Origin of the sequence: Streptomyces sindenensis (assembly GCF_014649035.1) — a bacterium.
GTDB lineage: Bacteria > Actinomycetota > Actinomycetes > Streptomycetales > Streptomycetaceae > Streptomyces > Streptomyces sindenensis.
Genome location: NZ_BMSG01000053.1, coordinates 1 through 19,641, shown reverse-complemented (window position 1 = coordinate 19,641; position 19,641 = coordinate 1). Strand labels below are relative to the sequence as shown.

The following is a 19,641-nucleotide window of genomic DNA, read 5'->3' as shown; positions in this document are numbered from 1 at the left end:
GGGGGCCGGCCGAGCGTCGCGCTCTGGATTCCCACGGACGTCGTCCCGGAATCGGCGGGGCGGCACTGGCCGCCCCGCCGCCGACCAGCAGAACCGCCGCAGACAGCGCGAGCGTGCCCGCGGCCGAAAGGACGCGTCTGCCGCTATGCCGTGTGGTGTCGCGCCTGTCTGACCCTCGCCCTCCGCGCCGTACGGGCGGTGAGCCAACCCCTCGCTCCCGCTCCGGGGCCGCGTCGAACTTGGGCGACCTCGTCATCAGGCAGGCCCTCCTGGTCATGCCTCCCCGACGCGCCGCGGGCAGCGTGGCGGCAACGGTGTGCGCCGGGGGAGCCCAAGCACCGGTGGCTGAACCCTGCGCCGTCACCAGGAGGTGAGCCGGGAGGCGGACACCGAAGGGGCCGGACGACGGGCTTCCACCGCCAAGGGGGCGACATAACCGCAGGGAGATCCCGGACCGCATCGCGGCGGGTGCGCCTGCCCACCGGGCACGACGGGGAAGGACGTCTGCCCGTCCGGGAAGCCCGGGCTTCCCCCCCCCCCCCCCCCGGCCGCGACTGCCAGGCGATGAAGTCCCCGCAGGGCCCAAGTTGTCGCTGGCCTTCTCTACTTTCCCCTCGGGCGGCTCGGGTCCAGCAAGTCCGCTGTGAAAGGGAGGGGGCTGAGGTGGTGCGCGACGCCGGACGCTTCTTCGTGCGTCTGGTCGGGTTCCGCTGCCGGACGCCGTTCAGACCCCCGCTGTATGCCACAGAGCGGCGTGGGCCTGCTCGATGCAGATGCGGGCGCCTCTTCGGCGCAAGACCGCTTGAGCGCTTCCCGCATGCACGGTGGCGTCCGCGATCGCCTGGTCTGCCGTGTGGGTGCGGACCGCGATCCACTGTGTTCCGCGGGTGCCGTCCGCCGCGACGGTGGGCATGGTGACGAGCCACACGGGGAGCTCCAGGTCCGGGGCCCATGCCGTGGGGCCGGGAACGTACGGCCGACAGTCCGGCGCTGTTCGGGGCAGGGGGCTCACGGGGTGGGGGAGCACGGTCATGGTGTCTCCTGCGACGCTACGGCTCACAGGAGCGAACGGACGGAGACGGCCCGTGGGGTCACACGGCAGTGGGTGACTGCTGAACCGTACTGCCGGTGCGGGAGCAGGGTCAGCGGGTGGGGCGGGCGAGCGGTTGATTCGTCCTGTGAAGGGCTGGCTTCGACCATGTCCTGCCGCCGCCACTGCCGTCAAGAGGTGCCGTCCACCTTTCTGCAAGGTTCCGCAACTTCTTGCAGTGATGTGGGCCTTGCGAAAGTGCTGGCCACAGTGCCCTGGCTCGAGTGGCTTGTCGGCGGAGGCGTTCAAGGCTGCCGCGCAGTTGCTCGCCCTGCGGCTCGCTGCAGCGGCCTACGGCGAGGGCGGGGTGAAGTCGGGTTACTCGTGTGCGCGGGGGGTCGCAGCGGGGTGCCCCACTCCCGTTCCCGGGCTCGCGGGCAGGCGCAGTCCGTTTGCGGTGCGGCTGCCGGTGGCCTCGGACAGCTGTCCGGATGCCGCCGAGGCGCGGGAGTAGTGCCTGCTCACCCTGTGGTCGACCGAGCTGATCGCGTTGCGACGGCAGTGCCGCGAGGGCTACGAGGTTCCCCCCCCCCGTGCCTGAAGGAGGAATGGAACGGGCAAGCCGCACCGGCTTCGGACTGCACGTATGCGGCTTGCGCTCGAGCGGGGACGCGCGGAGCAGGGCGAGACCAGGAGCCGCTGGAGAGGCGACCTGATGAAAAGCACTCCTCCCTCTTCCCCTGTGCAACAGCGGCTGGCCGGCGCCCGGTGCCACCGGTGCTCGTGCACCGCTCAACGTGCGGCATCCGAAGGTGACGAGCCGCCAGAACTATCTGATTTCAGCCACTTTGAATCCGACGGCCGCACGCGAGCCGACCTGCGGTCGACGCCGCTGCGGCGGGTTCATGGCGCATAGGGGCCCAGGCTTCGTGCCCTCGGCCCTGAGAGGTGTGCAAGCTCTTTCATCCCGTAAAAGCCCAGCTGAGCTGGGCATTAGCGATCTTCGTGAGGAGTTGGCTGAAAAATATTTCAGAAAGTTGCACATGGCCTCTCTGTGGCTCAAGGATTCGGGGCATGACAAACCTCATGAAGCGTGTATCCCGCCCCGTCACTCTCGCCGCCATGACCGCAGCGGGTCTCCTGATGGGCATGACCGCCGCCCCGTCCGCCATGGCAGCCACCGGAACCCCGGCTCCGGAGTGCGTGGAGTACTACCAGAGCTGGCGCTACACCGATGTCCACAACGGCTGCTCCGACACCGTCTCCGTCACCGTCGAGTACACCGACGGCCAGTGGGCCCCCTGCCGCACGATCGAGCCCGGCGGCCGGGCGACCTTCTCCGGCTACGGAACGAACGGCAACTACGTCACAGGGCTGCGTACCTGCGACCCCGTCAGTGGCGCCTGAGTTCTGATACCTCCGAGTTCCGGTGTTGCGCAGGGCGTCTTTGCCGCCGCCCTGCGCAACACCATTGCCATATACGGCGGATCTTTTCGCCCCCTCGCGACTGTCGAGGCCCGCACAGAGGCAACGCCGCGACCCATCGCGACGGGCGCCTCGGCGGCACCGCGCTCCCGGCGCGTGCCTCGGCGGCGCCCCAGCGCGCCCACGGCGCTCTCGCCCGCGCGCACTCGCCCCGCGATGTGCGCAAGATGGCACGCGCGGGACGGATGTATCTGGGCCATCCCGGGCCGGAGCACTTCCTGCGCCGAAGACGGCGCCAGTGGCACCAGTGGCACCAGCGTCACCGAAGCCAGCATCATCGCCCGAGCATCGAAGAACCCTCCGCACAGCGACCACCGCAGCCGGCGCCCGTTGAGCGCCTGCCGCAGGGCCCCGGCAAGCGACGCTCCGCGACGGCTGAATGCGAGGAGCCCTTCCTCTGCGGTCGGTGTGCCGACGGCGGTCATGCTCGCCTGATAACCCGATACGGATAAACTGGGCATAACGGTCACGTGGGGGAGTTCCTGGTCAAGGTGATGCCGACGGACGGCGGAGGTCCCGTATGAAGTCCTGGAGAGTCGGTATCGCTGTGGCTACGGCCATGGTTCTGGCGAGTGCGGCCTGTGGCACCGCTGGTGGCACAGGGGGGAGCGGTGCCGCCGGAGAGGACCTCGTGGTCGGTGTTCTGCTCCCGGAGACCGAGACCAGCCGCTACGAGACCTTCGACCGGCCCCTGATTGAGCAAGCGGTCAAGGAGCGGTGCGGGGAGTGCGCTGTTCGCTATGCCAATGCGGAGAACGATGTCCAGATTCAGCACCGGCAGATGAATGCCATGCTCACCCAGGGTGTCGATGCGTTGATCCTCGACCCCGTCCAGGAGGTCTACCTCCGTGGCTTGATCAGCGAGGCGGCGGAGATGGATGTCCCGGTGGTGTCCTATGACCGTGTTGCCGAGGGGCCGATCTCCGGTTACGTCTCCTTCGACGCGGACGCCATCGGCGTTCTCCAGGGGGAGGGCCTGCGTGAGAGCCTCGGCGACCGGGCCGACGGGGCGCGGGTCGTTCGGGTCGAGGGGCCCTTGTGGAACCCCGAGCATGTGGCGGTCTCCATTCTCGCCCGGGCAGGGGCGCACGTCAGCAAGACGTACGTGACTTCGGGATGGACCCCGGAGAACGCGTACGCCGTCATGGACGGCGCCATCGCGGACCTGGGAGTCGACAAGATCGACGCCGTCTGGGCAGCCAACGACGCCTTGGCCGCCGGAGCCATCTCCGCGCTCAAGGGCGCACGCATGAACCCGCTGCCGCCGGTCACCGGCCAGGACGCCGATCTCTCCGCGGTGCAGCGCATCGTCAGCGGCGAGCAGTACATGACCATCTACAAGCCTTACCGGCTCCAGGCGGAGGCCGCCGTGGACATGGCGCTCGCCCTGGCCCGCGGCGAATCCCTCGACTCCATAGCCACCGGCAGGATCAGCACCGATACGGCCCGGGACATCCCCAGCGTCAAGCTCGCGCCGTCCTTGGTGACTGTCGACACCATCGAGAAGACCGTGATCCGGGACGGCATGTACACCATCAACGAGATCTGCACCCCGAAATACCGGCCCGCCTGCGAGAAGGCCGGACTCATCGACTGACGGCGAGGAGACCGAGATGACCCAGGCTTCGGCTCCACCCCTGCTCACCCTGAGTGGCGTCGTCAAGTCCTTCGGAGCCGTCCGTGCGCTGACCGACATCGACCTGGAGATCCGCGCGGGTGAGGTGGTGGCGGTGATGGGCGACAGCGGGGCGGGCAAGTCCACCCTGGTCAAGGTGATCGCCGGGGTCGAGCCCGCAGACGGGGGAACGCTCAACTGGAAGGGGCGCGCGGTACAGCTGAGCAGCCCCCAGCACTCCCAGAACCTGGGGATCTCCGCCGTCTATCAGGACCTCTCGCTGTGCGACAACCTCGATGTCGTCGGCAATGTCTTCCTCGGCCGTGAGATCCGCCGGGGCGGTGTCCTCGACGAGATGGCGATGGGGCGCCGCACCCGCGGGCTGCTGGACTCCTTGTCGATCCGCGTTCCCGACGCCCGCGTCCCGGTTGCCTCGCTCTCCTCAGACCAGCGGCAGATCGTGGCGATCGCCCGCGCGTTGCTGAGGGAACCCGACCTCCTCCTCCTGGACGAACCCACCCAGGCCATGAGCACGCAGCAGACCAACAAGTTCCTCGACCTCGTCGAGATGCTGCGGGACCGCGGTCTCGGCATTGTGTTCATCAGCCACACCATGGGTGACATCAAGGCCGTCGCGGACCGGGTCGCGGTACTCCGCCTGGGCCGCAACAACGGTGTTTTCAATGTGCACACCGCCTCCCAGGAACTGATCGTCTCCGCCATCACCGGTGCCACGGACCATGCCGTCGCTCATCGCAGCACGGAGCGGAAGGAGGACGGAGTGTGAGCACACGCTCCGCGGCCGGGCCGAAGCTGCTCTCCACCCGTCACGCCCTCCGCCCGGGCGGAGCTGTGGGCGCCTTCCAGGACAACACCCTGAGAGAGAAAGAGAGAACGCGGTGAGCACGCCTCCTCCCACTCTCGTCGGCCGGCTTCGCGCGCTGCGCGAGCCGGGCTTGCGAGGCTATCTCGATGCCTGGCGGAGCAGACTGCTCACAGACGGTCTCGGCCCGGTTCCCGCGATGATGGTCCTGATCCTGGTCTGGGCTGTCTTCCAGCTCCTCGACCCCAGCTTTCTCTCCTCCCGCAACCTGTCCAACCTCAGCGTGGACATTGTCGGCACGGGTCTGATCGCCACCGGCCTCGTCTTTGTCCTGCTGATCGGCGAGATCGACCTCGCGGCCGGCGCGCTCAGCGGCTTCACGGCGGCCCTCTTCGCTGTGCTGAACGTCCACCACGGCATGCCGGAAGTGTTCGCCGTCCTCCTGGCGGTCGCGGCCGGCTGCGCGGCGGGAGCCCTGCACGGCCTCATCATCGCCAAGCTGGGCGTGGCGTCCTTCGCGGTGACCCTCGCGGCGGCGCTCGGCTGGAGCGGCATGCTGTCCATCGTCCTGGGCGGCAGCGGCACCGTCACCTTCGATGACGAGGGGTTCGTGGCGACGCTGACCCGCCACCACTTCGGCCACCCCGCCGCCGCCTACGGCCTCGCCGCGCTGGTCACCGGCATCTACTTCCTCGCTGCCCACCAGCGGGCGCGGTACCAGCGGGCCTCCGGCGGGGCCTTCTCGTCCATTGGCGTGATCACTGCCCGCACAGCCGTGCTGGGCCTCATCGCCTTTGCCGGCGCCGCCGTGCTCAATCAGTACCGGGGTCTGCCGCTGGCCCTGTTGATCTTTCTGTTCATCGTCGCCGGACTGGACTACGGCCTGCGCCGTACCTCGTACGGCCGTACGGTCCATGCCCAGGGCGGCAACGCCGAGGCAGCCCGCCGCGCCGGACTCCGGGTGGTGATGGTGCAGATCTCGGTGTTCATGGTCTCCGGGACGATGGCCGCGCTCGGCGGCGTGTTTCTGGCCTCACGGACCAGTACCGTCGGCGCGGGCTCGCCCACCCTCGTCCTGCTGGTCAACGCGGTCGCCGCCGCAGTGATCGGCGGCACCAGTCTCTTCGGCGGGCGCGGCCGTACCTGGTCAGCGCTGCTCGGTATCCTCGTCATCCAGTCGGTCGCTTCGGGCATGGCGCTCCTGGGTCTCCGGGGCGCCATCCAGATCACCATCACCGCGGGCATCCTCATGGTCGCCGTCATCATCGACTCCCTCTCGCACCGCCCCCGCCTTCCCCTGCAGACGGGTGGCAGGGCATGACCCAGCCGCGCGGCGGACCTCGCGGCCTTCGGGAAATTCGTCACATTCCCTTGGGCGACGAAACATCCAGCGTCCAGGTGCCCGGGCTTCGGGTCCGCTCAGCACCAGGGTGCCCGCTTGCCCCGCTTGGCGGCACAGATTTCGGCCTGCCGCAGTGGCCGTCCTGACTGGCCGCTGCCCCCTGACGGGTATGAACATGGAGTGAAGCCCGGTGGGCGGCGGTGAACGCCGGCGGGTCCGCGCGTACGGAGGCGGTGCGAGTTCTTGGACGGCCAGATTCTTGCGACCTGCGGGGTCGGGTTCGCCGCTGCCTACGTGGTGACAGAGAGCGGTCGCGAGCTCCGCCTCGCCGAGGTCGTTGGAGATGCCGAGGGCGGGCATCAGCCGGCGACTACGTACGCCCTCACGGGCCACTCACCCGTTGCCGACGCCTGCCGCGACGGCGGCCCCCTGTGGCTGACCACCGAGGACGGTGCCCGATACAGCTTGCAAGGCGACGGGCCCGTCCCCACCCCCGCACCCGCGGAGAGCGCGATCGATGCCTCCCCGGCCGGGCGCGTCCGGGCGGGTGCGCTGCCGCTGGGCGGCGAGGCCCGCCTGCTGGGCTGTCTGTTCGTGGTGAGCGGCCGGGCCGGGGGCGGCTTCAGTACCGACCAGCGCGCACTGCTGGAGCTCTACGCCGACCAGGCGGCCGCAGGACTTGAAGCGGCTGCGGCTCGCGTCACCGACCGGACCGGGGCGGAGCCCCCGTTCAGTCCCACCCTGCTGCCCGCGCGTGGCGGCTGCTTCATGCTCGCGCTCGGCACCGGGCACATGGACGTGGACACGGCGGTGCTGGACATGTTCGGTATCCCCCCGGAGAACTTCGACGGCGACGTCTCGGCCCTGCTCGAGTGCACACACCCGGATGACGCACCCGCGCTGATGTCCGTCGTGGAACCCCACCACACCGACTCCGACCAGCACCTCGCATTCCGGATTCGACGCCGCAACGGCGAGCTGCGCTGGCTGGACCTGCACTGCCGCGTGCTGGCCGGCCCCGACGGCAGGCCACAGCGCGTGCTGGGTCTGGTGGGCGACGCCTCGTCTTTGCGCCCCACCGGCGACGACGTGTCCCTCGTGCAGCGGCTGTCCGCCGCGCTGTCCGGCGCGACCACCATCCACGACGTCGGCAAGGTGGTGGTCGAGTCCCTGCGTGCCCCGCTCAACGCCGACCGGGTGGCGGTCGCCGAGCTGGAAGGAGACCGCCTCGTAGTCACCGTCCTCGAGCCGCCGGAACCGGACGCCTGGCCACGGTCGTGGCGCTCGGAATGGCGCTCGGAATGGCCCGACGCGTCCTGCCACGCCCTGCCGACCCTGCAAAGTGCCCTGCGGCAAGGGCACGTCAGCCTCTGGCCGACGGGCATCGAACTCGAGCCGTACCTCAAGGAGGTCGGGCCCGGAGGCCTCGCCGTCCTGCCGCTCCCCGCAGACGGCCGGATGGTCGGGGTGTGCCTCGTGGGGTGGGAAGGTGAGCACCGCTTCGGCCCCGGAGACCGCTCCCTTCTGACCGCGGTCGCGGGCATGGTGGGCCAAGCTCTGGACCGCGCCCACGCCCTGGACGCCGGGCACGAACTCGCCACGATGCTGCAGCGCAGCCTGCTGCCCCGCACGCTGCCGGACCTGCCCGGAGGGGTGGCCGCCGCCCGGTACCTGCCCGCGACCGCAGGCCTCGAAGTGGGCGGCGACTGGTACGACGTGATTCCGCTCTCCGACAGCCGTGTGGCCCTGGTCATCGGCGATGTGCAGGGGCACAGCGCCGGAGCCGCCACGATCATGGGGCAGATGCGAACCGCCATCCGGGCCTACGCGGTCGAGGGCCACCCACCCGACGTCGTGGTGGCCCACTCCAACCAGTTGCTCGTCAGCATGGAGACCGACCTTTTCGCCACCTGCACCTATGTCGACCTGGACCTGGAGGAGGGCACCGCCTGGGCCGTCCGGGCGGGACATCCCCCGCCGCTGCTGCGGCTGCCCGACGCCACGACCGAGGTACCGGAGATCGAGGGCGGCCCCCCGCTCGGTGTGATCGCCGACGGCGAGTTCCCGATAACCCAGCTCAGCCTCGCCCCCGGCACCCTCATCACCCTTCTGACGGACGGTCTGGTGGAATCGGCGACCCTCCACATGGAGGACGGCATGCGGGCCGTGCGCGATCTGCTCACCCTCTCCGACCCGGCCGACCCCGGGAAGGTGGCCGACGACCTCGTCACCAACACGAGCCAAAGACACGACGACGTGGCCGTGCTGATCCTGCGCTACGACGGCATGAGAGTCCGGCCGATCCGGGCCCAGTGGGCGGTGTGGCGGCTGCCCGACGCCGTCATGCACGCGCGCCGATTCACCTCCCGCACCCTGCGCGACTGGGCCGTGACGGAAGAGGCCGACTCCGTTCTGCTGGTCGTCTCCGAACTGGTCACCAACGCCGTCGCACACACCCAGGGAGAGGTGCGGCTCGCCCTGACGCTGACGGGCGACCGGCTGCGCGTCGCCGTGAACGACGCCTCACCCCGTGCACCGGTCAAGACCGAGAACGTCGACTGGGAGGCGACCGGCGGACGCGGCCTGCTGCTCGTCGCGGCGATGTCCGCGGCCTGGGGCTCAGTCCCCCTCAGCGGCGGCAAACAGGTGTGGTGCGACATCACACTCTCGCCCCGTGTCGAGCCCGCGCCCAACGCGCCGCCCGGGCCCGGCGCCGCGCCACCGCCATGAGCAACGCCGGGCGCATGGGCCCCCTCTCCGCTCCGTCCGTATCCGCGCCCAGCCCGTACCTCGGGTCCCTGTCTGGTCGGACGACCGAGAGACCGACGGGGGGCCGAGCCTGTTCGCGTCCGACAGAACGTGCGTCCTGGACACCCACCCTCTTCCACATCCGTCTTCGCCACCTCGGCGCCAGGAACGGCGGCCCCTGCCGGTGACCCCCTGAACGAGATCCGGGCAGGAAGCCGCTCTCGTGTCTGCGGTGGCGATCTGCCAGAGCATGTGACGACGAATACGCGCAGCGGGGTGCCCGCGGCACGAGGCAGCGAAAGCGGGACGGGTCCATGCGCGATCCGTATCTGCAGCGACAGCGGTCCTGCCCTCAAGGAGGTCGAACGGTGGCTCACGCGGCGAACGCCGGGACCGACCCGCACGCTTCTGGTCACCCGAGCGGCGCGCCGACGGGAATCCCTCCCCCTCGGATCACGGCGGTCTGTTCCGCGGTGAACGGTGTCTGGAAGAGATGCCTTTCCTGCTGCCGGGCACGGAACAGGTCCGCCACGAAGTTCATGCGGTCCCCCAGCATCCGCCAATTGTCGGCGGCGCTGCCGGTAAGCGTGTTCGGGGTGCGATCGATGTCGTACAGGAGCGCCTTGAGCTCGATGTTCTTCAGATGCGTGAGCGTCGCCGGGAAACGGGCGCCGCCCGGTGTCCGGCCGATATCGGATCCGATGCGCTGGGAGACGAGACGTCGTGTCACGGTGAAGTCCGCTGCGGGCAGCCTGAGTTCCATCAGCTGCCGGGTGACCACGCTCTCCCAGGATCGCTGCAACTGCCGGCGCAGCGGTGGCGGAGTGCGACGCGTGTCCATGGGCCAGGAGAGCGCCTGGGCGATCGGCTGCTGCAGTTCGATCTGCTCGTGCAGGCCGACGTACAGGTTGGCGAGCAGGACGTGTTCGGCTCGTTCGCCGGGGTGGGTGGCGGAGTACGCCCTGCCGTAGCTGCGGACTGCTGAGATCAGCAGGTCTTGGCCGCCTTCCTCCGCAGAGCCCGCCCTGAGTGAGGCGACGCAGCGTTCCACCTCCAACACCCCAGGTGTTGCCGATGCAGACGGCGTCACCGGTGGGCCGACCGACTCCGGGCGGCCCAGATCCTCGATCAGTTTGACGAAGAGCGGCCCGAGGTCGTGATGCGCAGGTTGCGCAGGACAGGGTCGGCGAGACGTGAGATCTCCTCGACCTCTCGGAGGGAGACCCTGCTTCCCTCGTTCCGCCTGTTCGCCAGGCTGCTTGTGTTCGGCATTCGTGAACTCCGCATTCCGCTCGTCGAAACGGAGGGAAGGCTTCCCTTTCCTCTATTCGGGTAACCCACGCGGACGGGAGGTCCGGGCCACGACGTTCGGTCGATCGCAAGGCTGCGCGACGAGAGGGGCAACGGGCCGCCGCCCCGGCCACCGCGAGGGACGCGGGCGCGCCTGGCGACCTGTCGCCGGTGACTCCTCCCTCTCACAAGTGAGGGGGAGGAGTCACCGCCACACGTACGGGGAAGCGGCCAGGTGATGCTGCCAGGACGAGGATTTCCCCCGGGCCTTCCGTCCGCGAGTCGGCAGCAGACTGCCGACTCGCGGGGCAGGACCCATCCTTGGCAGGCATGCTCTTCTGTGACGACAGGGCGGCGCGCCCGAGAAACCCACTCGCATGCCCCGACCGGTGGAGTTCATCTGCACCACCGCTGCGGTGTTCGGCGCTGCTCCACGGGCTGGCGCTGTGCGGCTCGCTCTCCCTCCGTCGTTGGTCAGCCGCGCACGTGCAGTCCGAAGCCGGTGCGTCCCGCCGGTTCCAGTCCCTCCTTCAGGTGCAGCGAGGGGATCTCGTAGTCGCCGAAGTTCTGCCGGCGGAACGCGATCGGTTCGGTCGACTCCAGGGTGAGCAGGCGCTGTTCCCAGGCCTTGGCGACGTCCACGTAGCCTTCGTCGGTCATCCGGTCGGCGCCGTACAGCACGAACGGCGGCAGCGCCTCGATACCCGGGTAGTAGAGGATGCCGTGGTGGATCGGGAACAACAGATCATCGATGGGGCCGTTGATGCCGCGGGCGGCGTAGTGCGACTCGGGGCCGCCGGCGGTCACCGAGAGCAGTGCCTTCCTGCCCGCTAGGGTGCCTTCGCCGAAGCGCTCGCCGTACTTGGTGTGGCTGTGCTCGCCGACGCCATAGGCGAAGTGGTAGGTGAAGACCCGGTCCACCCATCCCTTGAGGATCGCCGGCATCGTGTACCACCACAGCGGGAACTGGAAGATGATGGTGTCGGCCCACAGCAGCTTGTCCTGCTCGGCGCGTACATCAGGGGTGAGCGTCCCGGCGTCGAAGGCCCGGCCGGAGTCGAGGGCGACCTTGAGCGGTGTTGAGGCGTCGGTGCCGTAGTCTGAGGCGTCGACGACCGCCTTCCAGTCCATCGCATACAGATCGCTCACCCGTACTTCGTGTCCGGCGCTCTCGAGCGTGGCGACCGCGAGGTCCTTGAGCGAACCGTTGAGTGACTCCGGCTCCGGGTGGGCGTAGACGATCAGCGTCTTCATGGGAACTCCTTGAGATCGGATGCCTTCCATCCTGAGCGCCGCAGCGCGCGGTGTTCAGGGGCTCCTGTTCCGTCGGACCGCGCTTCCTGGTAATGGCAGGGCCACCCTCCCCTGCTTCGACGCCGCCATACTGAGGGGATGGACGATCTTGCGGGGTTCCTGCGGACCCGGCGCTCTCGGGTCGGCCCGGCCGCCGTCGGCATCCCCTCCGACAGCCGCCGCCGGGTCGAAGGGCTGCGCCGCGAAGAGGTCGCGCACCTGTCCGGAGTCAGCGTCGACTACTACGTGCGCCTGGAGCAGGGCCGCGCGACCCAGCCCTCCGAGCAGGTCCTCGACGCGCTCGCCCGTGTCCTCGGCCTCGACGAGACCGAGCGAGGGCACCTCGACGAACTCGCCCGGCAGCGCCGCCGACGGGCGAAGGCTCCGGGCGGGCGGGTCCGACCGGAGCTGCTCCGCGTCCTGGACCTGGTCGTCGACGCACCCGCACTGATCATGAACCATCGCTTGGACGTGCTGGCCGGGAACCGCCTCGCCGGACTCCTCCTCGGCAGGCCGATACCGGGCCTGAACACCGCCCGGCACATCTTCCTTGAGGAGTCCGAGCACGGCCTTTACGCGGACTGGGAAACATGCACGCTCGATGTGGTCGGGCATCTGCGTCTGGCGGCCGGCAAGTACCCGCAAGACCCCCGCCTGGCCTCGCTCATCGGGGAGTTGGCGATGGGCAGCGAGCGCTTCCGCCGTCTGTGGGCCCGCGCGGACGTACGCGCCCGCACTCATGGACGCAAGGTATACCGGCACCCACTGGTGGGACTGCTGGAGCTTCACCAGGAAAACTTCGCGCTGCCGGGTGAATCGGGCATGGAGCTCCTCGTCCTGTCCGCGAGTCCGGGCAGCTCCGCCCAGGACGGGCTGCGCCTACTCTCAGGCCCGGCCACGGCCGACCGTGTCGCGCATCTCACCACCGTGAACGCTCAGGACCGGGAGTCGCTCCACACGAGGCGAACGAACGCCCTTCTCCCCGGCGACACCGGCACCACCGCAGCCCAGTGACAGACCGGCCCATGCGTTTTCAACTCGCTCAAGTGCCGAAGCACAACCCCGAGCCGAGCAGCACCGTTGAATTCCTCCGCGGACGCTCGGCTCTGCATCTTTGGTCAGCGCAGGTCGCGAGATGAACGGCTTCGCCGCCGGCCCGCGACGGCGGCGACACCACGACTGGCAGCGTTCCAGGTACCCGGGCCGGGCCGGGCGGCAAGGGCTACGACTCAAGCCGGCCATGACGGCCCCGTCGGCCGGAGCATCGCCTGTCCGGTTGCGGGGACGCGCAAGGCCGGAGGACATGGACAGCGACCCGCTCGCGAGGTGGAGTTTTGGCACTCAGGCCGCCGCAGGAGTCTGTGAGCGCACGGTCGTCGGGCCCCGCCTGATCCTGCGCCCCGCCCGTCCCGGCTGTGTCAGGTTCCGGGCCGTCAGGTGAACTTGCGCTCCCCATCGGCGCGTTCCCAGTCGTCGAGGGCGGCCCGGGCCTGCCCGGTATCGATGTTGACGGCGAGTTCCTCACAGGCCAGGGCCATGACCTCCTCAATCGTGGGCCGGTGCCCGGCCGCGCCACGGTCGCTGGCGAGCCGGACCGCTGCCCAGGCCAAGACGGCCCCACGCTCGGCGTCATCCAGAGTGTCGTCCGTGAGCGCGGCCAGGATCTCCCGCCACCTGGTCAACGCCTTTCTCCCGGTCCTGTCGCAAGGCAGAGAGCGGCCATCTCCCCGCGCCGGCCGGGTGACACCGCAGCGCGCCCTCCTCGGGCGGACAGACATGCTCCGCTCTGCATCAGCGCTGTGAGGCCGTAGGCCGGTCCGGCGGAGGGAAACGACGCGCACAGGCGTTCGTTGTTCATGGCTGTTCCGCCGACAGGTGCCCTGGCGGTCAGGGCGGCCTCGCGTAGAGCGCGGTGGCTGAATGTGATGCTCAGGGCGGAGCGCGCGGTGCCTTCGGTTCGGACCATGGCTGCCGGGTCGTGATCACCACGATCGGTCACCGACGTGTGCTGAGGCCAGAACGTCATCTGGTCGAGGAAGTCGGATCCGACGGGGACGAGCGTTGTGTCGCTCCCCCTCGCTTCCTGGGCCGTTGCCGGGTCGGGCGCGGTGAAGACAAGCCGCGTTCCGCAGGCGTCATGGCGGGGCGGTACGGCGAGCGACCGGCCCATGGGGGACAACGGCACGGTGATCGCCCCGGTGCGCAGCGCGCCGAAGAAGAGCACGGTGAAAGCGGGGGAGTAGGGCAGTCGCAGCCCCACCCGGTCACCAGGGACCACTCCATGGGCGAGGAGTCCGCCGGCGGCACGGGCACTGAATTCATCCAGTTCGGCATACGTCAGGAATCTGCCCGCGCCTTGCACGGCCAGGTCCTGCGGGTATCGCTGGGCTGTTTCCACCAGGGCGGTGGCGAGGTTGCTCACGTGGATCCGCTTCCATACCGGGGGCTTACGAAGTTCCTGCTCGACAGCGGGTGGCGCCTGCCCTCTTCGTTCGGTGCAAGAACGACTCTGCCCCGTGCGCAGGGGCCCCACGTGCCAGTGGGGCCCAAGATCCGTACCCCTGGCGGAGCGGATACGTACGGTCGGCGTCATGTACGTGCCCGTATGCGTACCTGGCGGGCTCCGTCTCCGTGCACGTATACGTTGCCTGCGCCGAGGGATCCTCGTTGAACTCGCGTGTCGGCAGAGGCTGTCGACGACTGTGGCCTACGCCCTCGGTTTGCCCGGACGCGATCCTCGGATGCGAACTCGGGTACGTCGTCAGCCGGGGACATGAGAGGGTCGCGGTGACGCAGAGGGAGGATGCTGTGACTCAGTGGACATGGGCCCGGCCCGGTGCTCGGAACGAGAGCACCGGGTTCATCGGCAGGGCGGCCGAGCTGGAGGCCGTCCGTAAGGCACTGACGCAGGCGCGCGTGGTTACGCTCACAGGCCTCGGTGGGGTCGGTAAGAGCAGGGTCGCGGTACGGGCCGCTCACCAGATGGCGGTCGACTTTCCGGACGGTGTGAGCATCGCCGAGCTGAGCGGCCTTCGTGACCCCGAGTTCCTTCCTCATACGGTGGCTACCGCCGTCGGCCTGCCCGAGATCGCATCGAAGGAGTCGATGGACCAGCTGATCGACCATTTCGCGGACAAGCAAGCACTGCTGGTGCTGGACACCTGCGAACATCTGGTGGACGCGATGGCCATGTTCGTCGACATCCTCCTCAGCCACACCCCAGGACTCACGTTCCTGCTGACCAGCAGGCAGCCCGTGGCCCTGCCCGGCGAATGCGTCCTGCCGATCCCGCCGATGCCCAGCCCGGAAGCGGACGCCGACGAACACAGCAACGACGCCCTGGCACTGTTCGTCGCCCGGGCGAAGGCAGCCCTGCCGCCCTTCGAACTGAACGACGACAACCGCTCCGACGCGATCGCGCTGTGCCGCCGCCTCGACGGCATCCCGCTGGCCATCGAACTGGCAGCCGTGCGATTGAGGACCATGCCGCTGGAACAGATCCTCGGCCGCCTCGACGACCGGTTCAGGCTTCTGGCCGGAGTGCGCACGGCCCAGGCCCGTCACCACACCTTGCGGACCACGATCGAGTGGAGCCACGACCTGTGCTCGGCACCGGAGCGGGAACTGTGGGCACGGCTCTCGGTGTTCGCAGGCGGCTTCACCCTCGCGGCTGCCGAGGAAGTAGGTGCCGGCAACGAGCTGGCAGGCTTGGACGTGCTGGATCTGCTGGGCGCCCTGGTGGACAAGTCGGTGGTGCAGCGCGTGGACGGCGTCGCCACCGAGTACCGCTACCGAATGCTCGACACGATCCGTGAGTACGGCGCCGAGCAACTGGAACACAGCGGCCGCACCAAGGAGTACGCACACCGCCACCAGGAATTCTTCCTGCGCATGGCCCGGCAGGCGGGCGAGCAGTGGATGGGCGACCAGCAGGTCGCGTGGGGGGATCGACTCGCCGCCGACTTCGACAACTTCCGGGTCGCCATGGACTTCGCCATCGCCCACCCCGGAGGTGAGGCCGCACTCCGGCTGGTGAACGGCCTGTGGGGGCTCTGGCTGGGCAAGAGCCGACTGACCGAGGCACGGCGCTGGATCGACAAAGCCCTGGCGGCCGCGCCGGAGCCGACCTTCGAGCAGGGCATCGCCCTGTTTTACGGTTCTTACTACGGGCTGCTCCAAGCCGACCGGGGAGCGGGGGAGACAGTGCGGCACTGCCGGGCCGTGGCCGAGTACCTGGACGACGGCTTCCTGCGCGCCCGTGCCCTGTACGTCGAGACCTACGAAATGCTCATGTGGAGCCGGGACATCGCGAGCACGCTGGCGTCGTACGAGAAGTCCCGTCGGCTCCTGAGGGCATCGGATGACCTGTTCCCCCTGGCGGCCAGCTACATCAACACCACGGTGTACCACGCCGCCCACGGCGACCCGGCGAGGGCACTGCGGGAGGTAGAGGCGTGCATGCAGGACCTGGCGCACCTGCCCCATGAGCGATGGGCCCGCAACTACTTGACGATTGCACGGGTACTGGCACTGTGGGCAGACGGCAAACCAGCTGAGAGCCGCGAGCTGGGGCGCAGAGTGCTGCCCTCCGCCCTTGCCCAGGGCGAGACCATGAGCCTGGCCGCCACGGTCGAGTTCCTTTCCTGGGCCGCCTGCGGCGAACAGGAACACGAGTACGCTGCAACTCTGCTCGGGGGCGCCGCGACGCTGTGGCGCCAGGTCGGCACCGCTCTGTGGGGGGTGCGGGCGCTGCAGAGACTGCACACGGAAACCGAGAGCACCCTGATGCTCAGTCTGGGCGCCGAGCGCTTCACCCAGGCGTACTCGCACGGAGGCCGCCTCACGGCGGCGAAGCTCGTCGAAATCGCCTGCGGGAGCGCTCACGCCATCGAGTCCTGCCCGTCCTCCGCGGCAGACGACGGCAGCCCCCTGGGCCCTCTCACCCCACGCGAACGTGAAGTCGCCGGCCTGGTCATCGAAGGGCTCACCAACCGTCAGATCGCCGAACGCCTCTACATCTCCAAACGCACCGCCGACACCCACGTCGAGCACATCCTCACCAAGTTGGGCGTCACCTCCCGCGTACAGATCGCCGCGGCCATCGGCCCCCGGACGCCGGCAGAAGCCTGAACCTTCCGGACAGAGCCCGTCGCGAAAATGTCTCTTCGCTCAGGGACCGGCAGCGGCGTCAGCGACGATCAAGCTGCCGCCGTCATCGGCCGGCCGGCGAACGGCAGCGGTTCCGCTGAGGCGTCATCTCATCTGGCGGGTCTGTGCGACGATTCGGCGGCCAGTGGGAAGTGGTGAGGGGGGCCAAGGCCGATGGAGTACGTCAATCTCGATGCACGGGTCGGTGACCTGTCAGGGGTCTTGGACCCGTCTCGCTACCTGAGCCACCTGCCCTCGATCTCCGGTGACCTGCCGCCGGGTGCGCGGGCTTTCGCCACGGACGCGGACCACTACGACTTCCGCAGCAGGCGATGTGTGAAGGACCTGACGCTTCGGGCCGTCCGAGGTGTCGGCGGCGAGGAGATGGCGGCCGAGTTCCGGCACAACTGCTGGAAGCACGACCAAGACCTGCTGATCCGCTACGCGGGAGTGTCCGGCTTCGTCATCGATCGCGTCGACGAGGGCCGGGGAACGGACCTCGGGACTGTAATTCTCGACGAGATCCTGCCGCACAGGTACGGCTGCAGCCACGAGATCGCCTGCTGGGACGGCAGCCTCACCTTTGTCTGCCGTGACCTCCGGGCGACCTGGGTCGAGGCGATCTGCTCGAGCGAGTCGTAGGCGCTCAGGGCGTGGGCGTTATGGAGCGGCTGGCGCCGGATGAGCTGTGGAAGCTGTTCCAGCGGGTGGTGCAGAGGCACCGTCGCGGCCTCAGGGGGTGGAGGGCATCGGCGTCGGCATGGCGACCGGGAGGTGGTGGCGGCGATCGTGTTCGTGGCCCCGTCGGGCTGCACGTGGCCCATTCGACAAGAGGGTCGACGGGCCCGGCGCGGCGCTGCTCGCCGTGATCGAAAAGCAGGAGTGGCCCGTCAGTTTGCTGATGGTTCCCTTGGGGTGAGTGTTGGCGGGGTTCTCGAGGCAGGGCGGACCGGTTCCGGATGCCTCGCTGTCAGTGGTGGATGGCAGAGTGATCGTCATGAACGCACGTCATGACTGGTCCCGGGTTCCCTCTCCCTCGGTCCTCGTTGCGGCTGTCGCTTTCTCGGCAGCTGTCTACCGCGCGGTTGGCCTGACGCTGCGAGGTGGCTCCGGGCCCGCGACGCTGGAGTACGACGACCACGGAGGCAGCTCCCTTGTGCTCGACGTCAGCGAGAGCGAACCCGTCCTCGTGGTGATCGACCACGACGAACGTCAAGAGCCCCTGCAGCAGGACACGGTGACGACGGCCCTGGGACTGACCACCCTGCCGGGCATGTACGCCCGCTACGACCCGGCGACGACCTACACCGGCGCGGCCCGCTGGAACGGCAGCCACTGGTCGCGCACCCTCGGTGTGCCGGGCCTGGTGGCCGCGGATCGCGGGGACGACGAGCACCTGCTGGCCGACGCGAGCGACGCCCTGGGCGAATTCACGGAGGGTGAGTGCGACGAGGTGGCCCTCCGCACCCTTCTCGAAGCCGTGCGCGCTGGGGACTGGGACGAGGACACTCTGGCGGCCGCGATGCGTTGCGCACCGTACGAGGACGACGAAGAACTCGCCGCCGCCCCCGACCTCCGTGCCGCCGCGGACACTCTGAACGAGTACCGGTCCCTTCTCCGGCTGATGCTTCTCCGTTGATCATGGGCACCTGGAGACTGGGACGTAGGCCAGGTAGGAGGTACGTGCGGAGTTGGCCCACCTCCGCGACTTTGGTGCGGAAGGTGCGCTGCGCGGAGCGGTTGCGGCGGAACGCGTCGGCTTCGGCGGTCTCGCCTGGAGCGTTTCCACAGGGCGTCGGCGCGGCATGTGCGGTGATGGGTCCGTCGGGCGGGAGGTTCGTGTGTCGGGCCGTCGTGGTGGCCCCCGACAGCCTGCACGCGATGTTCACCGGTGTCCCCGAGGGTGTACTGATCCAGTATGTCCCTGGGTCACGGGTCGGGCAGTGGCTGGCCTGCCTGACCGCCGAGGGCGGCCCCGGGGCGTGGGTGCGTGCCGGTGAGTCGTTGATTCAGGATCAGATGCCGGACGATCCGGCTCTCGTCGTGCATGCCGTGGAGCGGGACCTCGACGCGTCAGTGGGCGACGAGCCCACGCCGGGAAGAGCGGACCGCCACTGCGGGCTGGCCCGGGTGCTGCGGACGCTGCCCGGACAACTTGCCGCGGGACAAGCGTGCCTGGGCGAGGCGGCGCGCGTCGCCGGTCTGTCCGAGACCCGGCTCACCCATCTGTTCCGTTCCCAGCTGGGGCTGCCGTTCCGACCTTACGTCCTGTGGCGGCGGCTCCAGCGGGCGACGGAACTCGTCGCCGCAGACGGCTCGCTGACCGAGGCGGCGCACGGTGCCGGGTTCGCCAACATGCCGCCGACCAGCCAGCAACGGTGTCCCGCTATGCCTGCTGAGCAGTGCGGGCACGGGTTCAGGGGCTCGCTCGATGCGCTGTCAGTAGGTCGAGATCCGGAGGCGTTCCAGGCGGCGAGGACGAGGCCCGCCGAGGAAGCAGCGTGCGTCAGGGGCCGCCTGCCGGCTCTGCATATGCGGGACCTCGCCGATCTCGATCGCAGAACCGGCGTGTCGCCCTGGGCCTGGGTCACCGGCGCGGTGTCGCAGCTGGCCTTGTTGGCGCCGAACAGGGTTCCGCCGATGTGCTGGGTGTCCGGATTCGGGACCGCGCCCCGGTAGTCGATGTTGACCGTGGGGGTTCCGTGGGTATGCGCAATGCCGCTGAGTTTGGGGGCGGCGTGGGCAGCACCGTAGTTTGTGCCGAAGTGTCCGGAAATGATGCCTGTGTTAGCAGCAGTTTTCTCAATGAGCTTCTTCAGCGTTGCCGCTCCAGTGTGAGGACAGCTTTGGCGATTGACGTCATGCGG

The 19,641-nt window shown here is 69.1% G+C and carries 14 protein-coding genes and 1 pseudogene; 11 read left to right on the top strand and 4 right to left on the bottom strand.

Annotated features, from left to right (window positions below):
- Positions 1 to 2,116 precede the first annotated feature (2,116 nt).
- The 5 genes from IE145_RS32195 (at position 2,117) to IE145_RS32175 (ending at position 9,025) form a co-directional block, all read left to right on the top strand.
- On the top strand, positions 2,117 to 2,437 hold the full coding sequence (locus IE145_RS32195; RefSeq protein ID WP_229826004.1) for an alpha-amylase inhibitor: 321 nt from the start codon (positions 2,117 to 2,119) through the stop codon (positions 2,435 to 2,437).
- Between the two features lie 709 nt (positions 2,438 to 3,146).
- Positions 3,147 to 4,112: a substrate-binding domain-containing protein gene (locus IE145_RS32190; protein ID WP_229826003.1), complete on the top strand. Its 966-nt coding sequence runs from the start codon at positions 3,147 to 3,149 to the stop codon at positions 4,110 to 4,112.
- A gap of 16 nt (positions 4,113 to 4,128) precedes the next feature.
- Positions 4,129 to 4,917 carry an ATP-binding cassette domain-containing protein gene (locus tag IE145_RS32185; protein WP_189528965.1) on the top strand — a complete coding sequence of 263 codons (789 nt, stop codon included), beginning with the start codon at positions 4,129 to 4,131 and terminating at the stop codon, positions 4,915 to 4,917.
- 112 nt (positions 4,918 to 5,029) lie between these two features.
- On the top strand, positions 5,030 to 6,274 hold the full coding sequence (locus tag IE145_RS32180) for a sugar ABC transporter permease (protein ID WP_229826002.1): 1,245 nt from the start codon (positions 5,030 to 5,032) through the stop codon (positions 6,272 to 6,274).
- Positions 6,275 to 6,538: 264 nt separating this feature from the next.
- Positions 6,539 to 9,025 (top strand): SpoIIE family protein phosphatase, encoded by a 2,487-nt coding sequence (locus IE145_RS32175; RefSeq protein WP_189528964.1) that lies wholly within the window; start codon positions 6,539 to 6,541, stop codon positions 9,023 to 9,025.
- 430 nt (positions 9,026 to 9,455) lie between these two features.
- On the opposite strand, the gene IE145_RS32170 is transcribed toward IE145_RS32175, so the two are convergent.
- Complete coding sequence (locus IE145_RS32170; RefSeq protein WP_189528963.1) at positions 9,456 to 10,094, bottom strand: hypothetical protein; 639 nt, start codon at positions 10,092 to 10,094, stop codon at positions 9,456 to 9,458.
- A 713-nt stretch (positions 10,095 to 10,807) separates the two neighbouring features.
- Positions 10,808 to 11,587 carry an NAD(P)H-dependent oxidoreductase gene (locus tag IE145_RS32165; protein ID WP_189528962.1) on the bottom strand — a complete coding sequence of 260 codons (780 nt, stop codon included), beginning with the start codon at positions 11,585 to 11,587 and terminating at the stop codon, positions 10,808 to 10,810.
- A gap of 138 nt (positions 11,588 to 11,725) precedes the next feature.
- Here IE145_RS32165 and IE145_RS32160 point away from each other — a divergent pair, with 138 nt between their 5' ends.
- Entirely contained in the window at positions 11,726 to 12,640 is a 915-nt protein-coding gene (locus IE145_RS32160; protein WP_229826001.1) for a helix-turn-helix transcriptional regulator, read from the top strand.
- A 419-nt stretch (positions 12,641 to 13,059) separates the two neighbouring features.
- Here IE145_RS32160 and IE145_RS32155 read toward each other — a convergent pair whose 3' ends face one another.
- Together IE145_RS32155 and IE145_RS32150 are read right to left on the bottom strand one after the other, a co-directional pair.
- On the bottom strand, positions 13,060 to 13,308 hold the full coding sequence (locus tag IE145_RS32155) for a hypothetical protein (RefSeq protein WP_189528961.1): 249 nt from the start codon (positions 13,306 to 13,308) through the stop codon (positions 13,060 to 13,062).
- Entirely contained in the window at positions 13,305 to 14,048 is a 744-nt protein-coding gene (locus IE145_RS32150) for an AMP-binding protein (RefSeq protein ID WP_229826000.1), read from the bottom strand. The genes IE145_RS32155 and IE145_RS32150 overlap by 4 nt, the downstream gene beginning before the upstream one ends.
- Before the next feature lie 386 nt (positions 14,049 to 14,434).
- Here IE145_RS32150 and IE145_RS32145 point away from each other — a divergent pair, with 386 nt between their 5' ends.
- From IE145_RS32145 to IE145_RS32125, 5 genes and pseudogenes are all read left to right on the top strand, one after another.
- Positions 14,435 to 16,756 (top strand): ATP-binding protein, encoded by a 2,322-nt coding sequence (locus tag IE145_RS32145; protein ID WP_189528959.1) that lies wholly within the window; start codon positions 14,435 to 14,437, stop codon positions 16,754 to 16,756.
- Between the two features lie 240 nt (positions 16,757 to 16,996).
- Positions 16,997 to 17,416: a hypothetical protein gene (locus IE145_RS32140; RefSeq protein ID WP_229825999.1), complete on the top strand. Its 420-nt coding sequence runs from the start codon at positions 16,997 to 16,999 to the stop codon at positions 17,414 to 17,416.
- Positions 17,417 to 17,436: 20 nt separating this feature from the next.
- A pseudogene (locus IE145_RS32135) lies at positions 17,437 to 17,593 on the top strand (transposase); the annotation flags it as partial.
- 178 nt (positions 17,594 to 17,771) lie between these two features.
- The gene (locus tag IE145_RS32130) at positions 17,772 to 18,413 is read left to right on the top strand and encodes a hypothetical protein (protein WP_189528957.1); all 642 of its coding nucleotides are present in this window, start codon (positions 17,772 to 17,774) and stop codon (positions 18,411 to 18,413) included.
- A gap of 242 nt (positions 18,414 to 18,655) precedes the next feature.
- Entirely contained in the window at positions 18,656 to 19,453 is a 798-nt protein-coding gene (locus tag IE145_RS32125; RefSeq protein WP_189528956.1) for an AraC family transcriptional regulator, read from the top strand.
- The last annotated feature ends 188 nt before the right edge of the window (positions 19,454 to 19,641 follow it).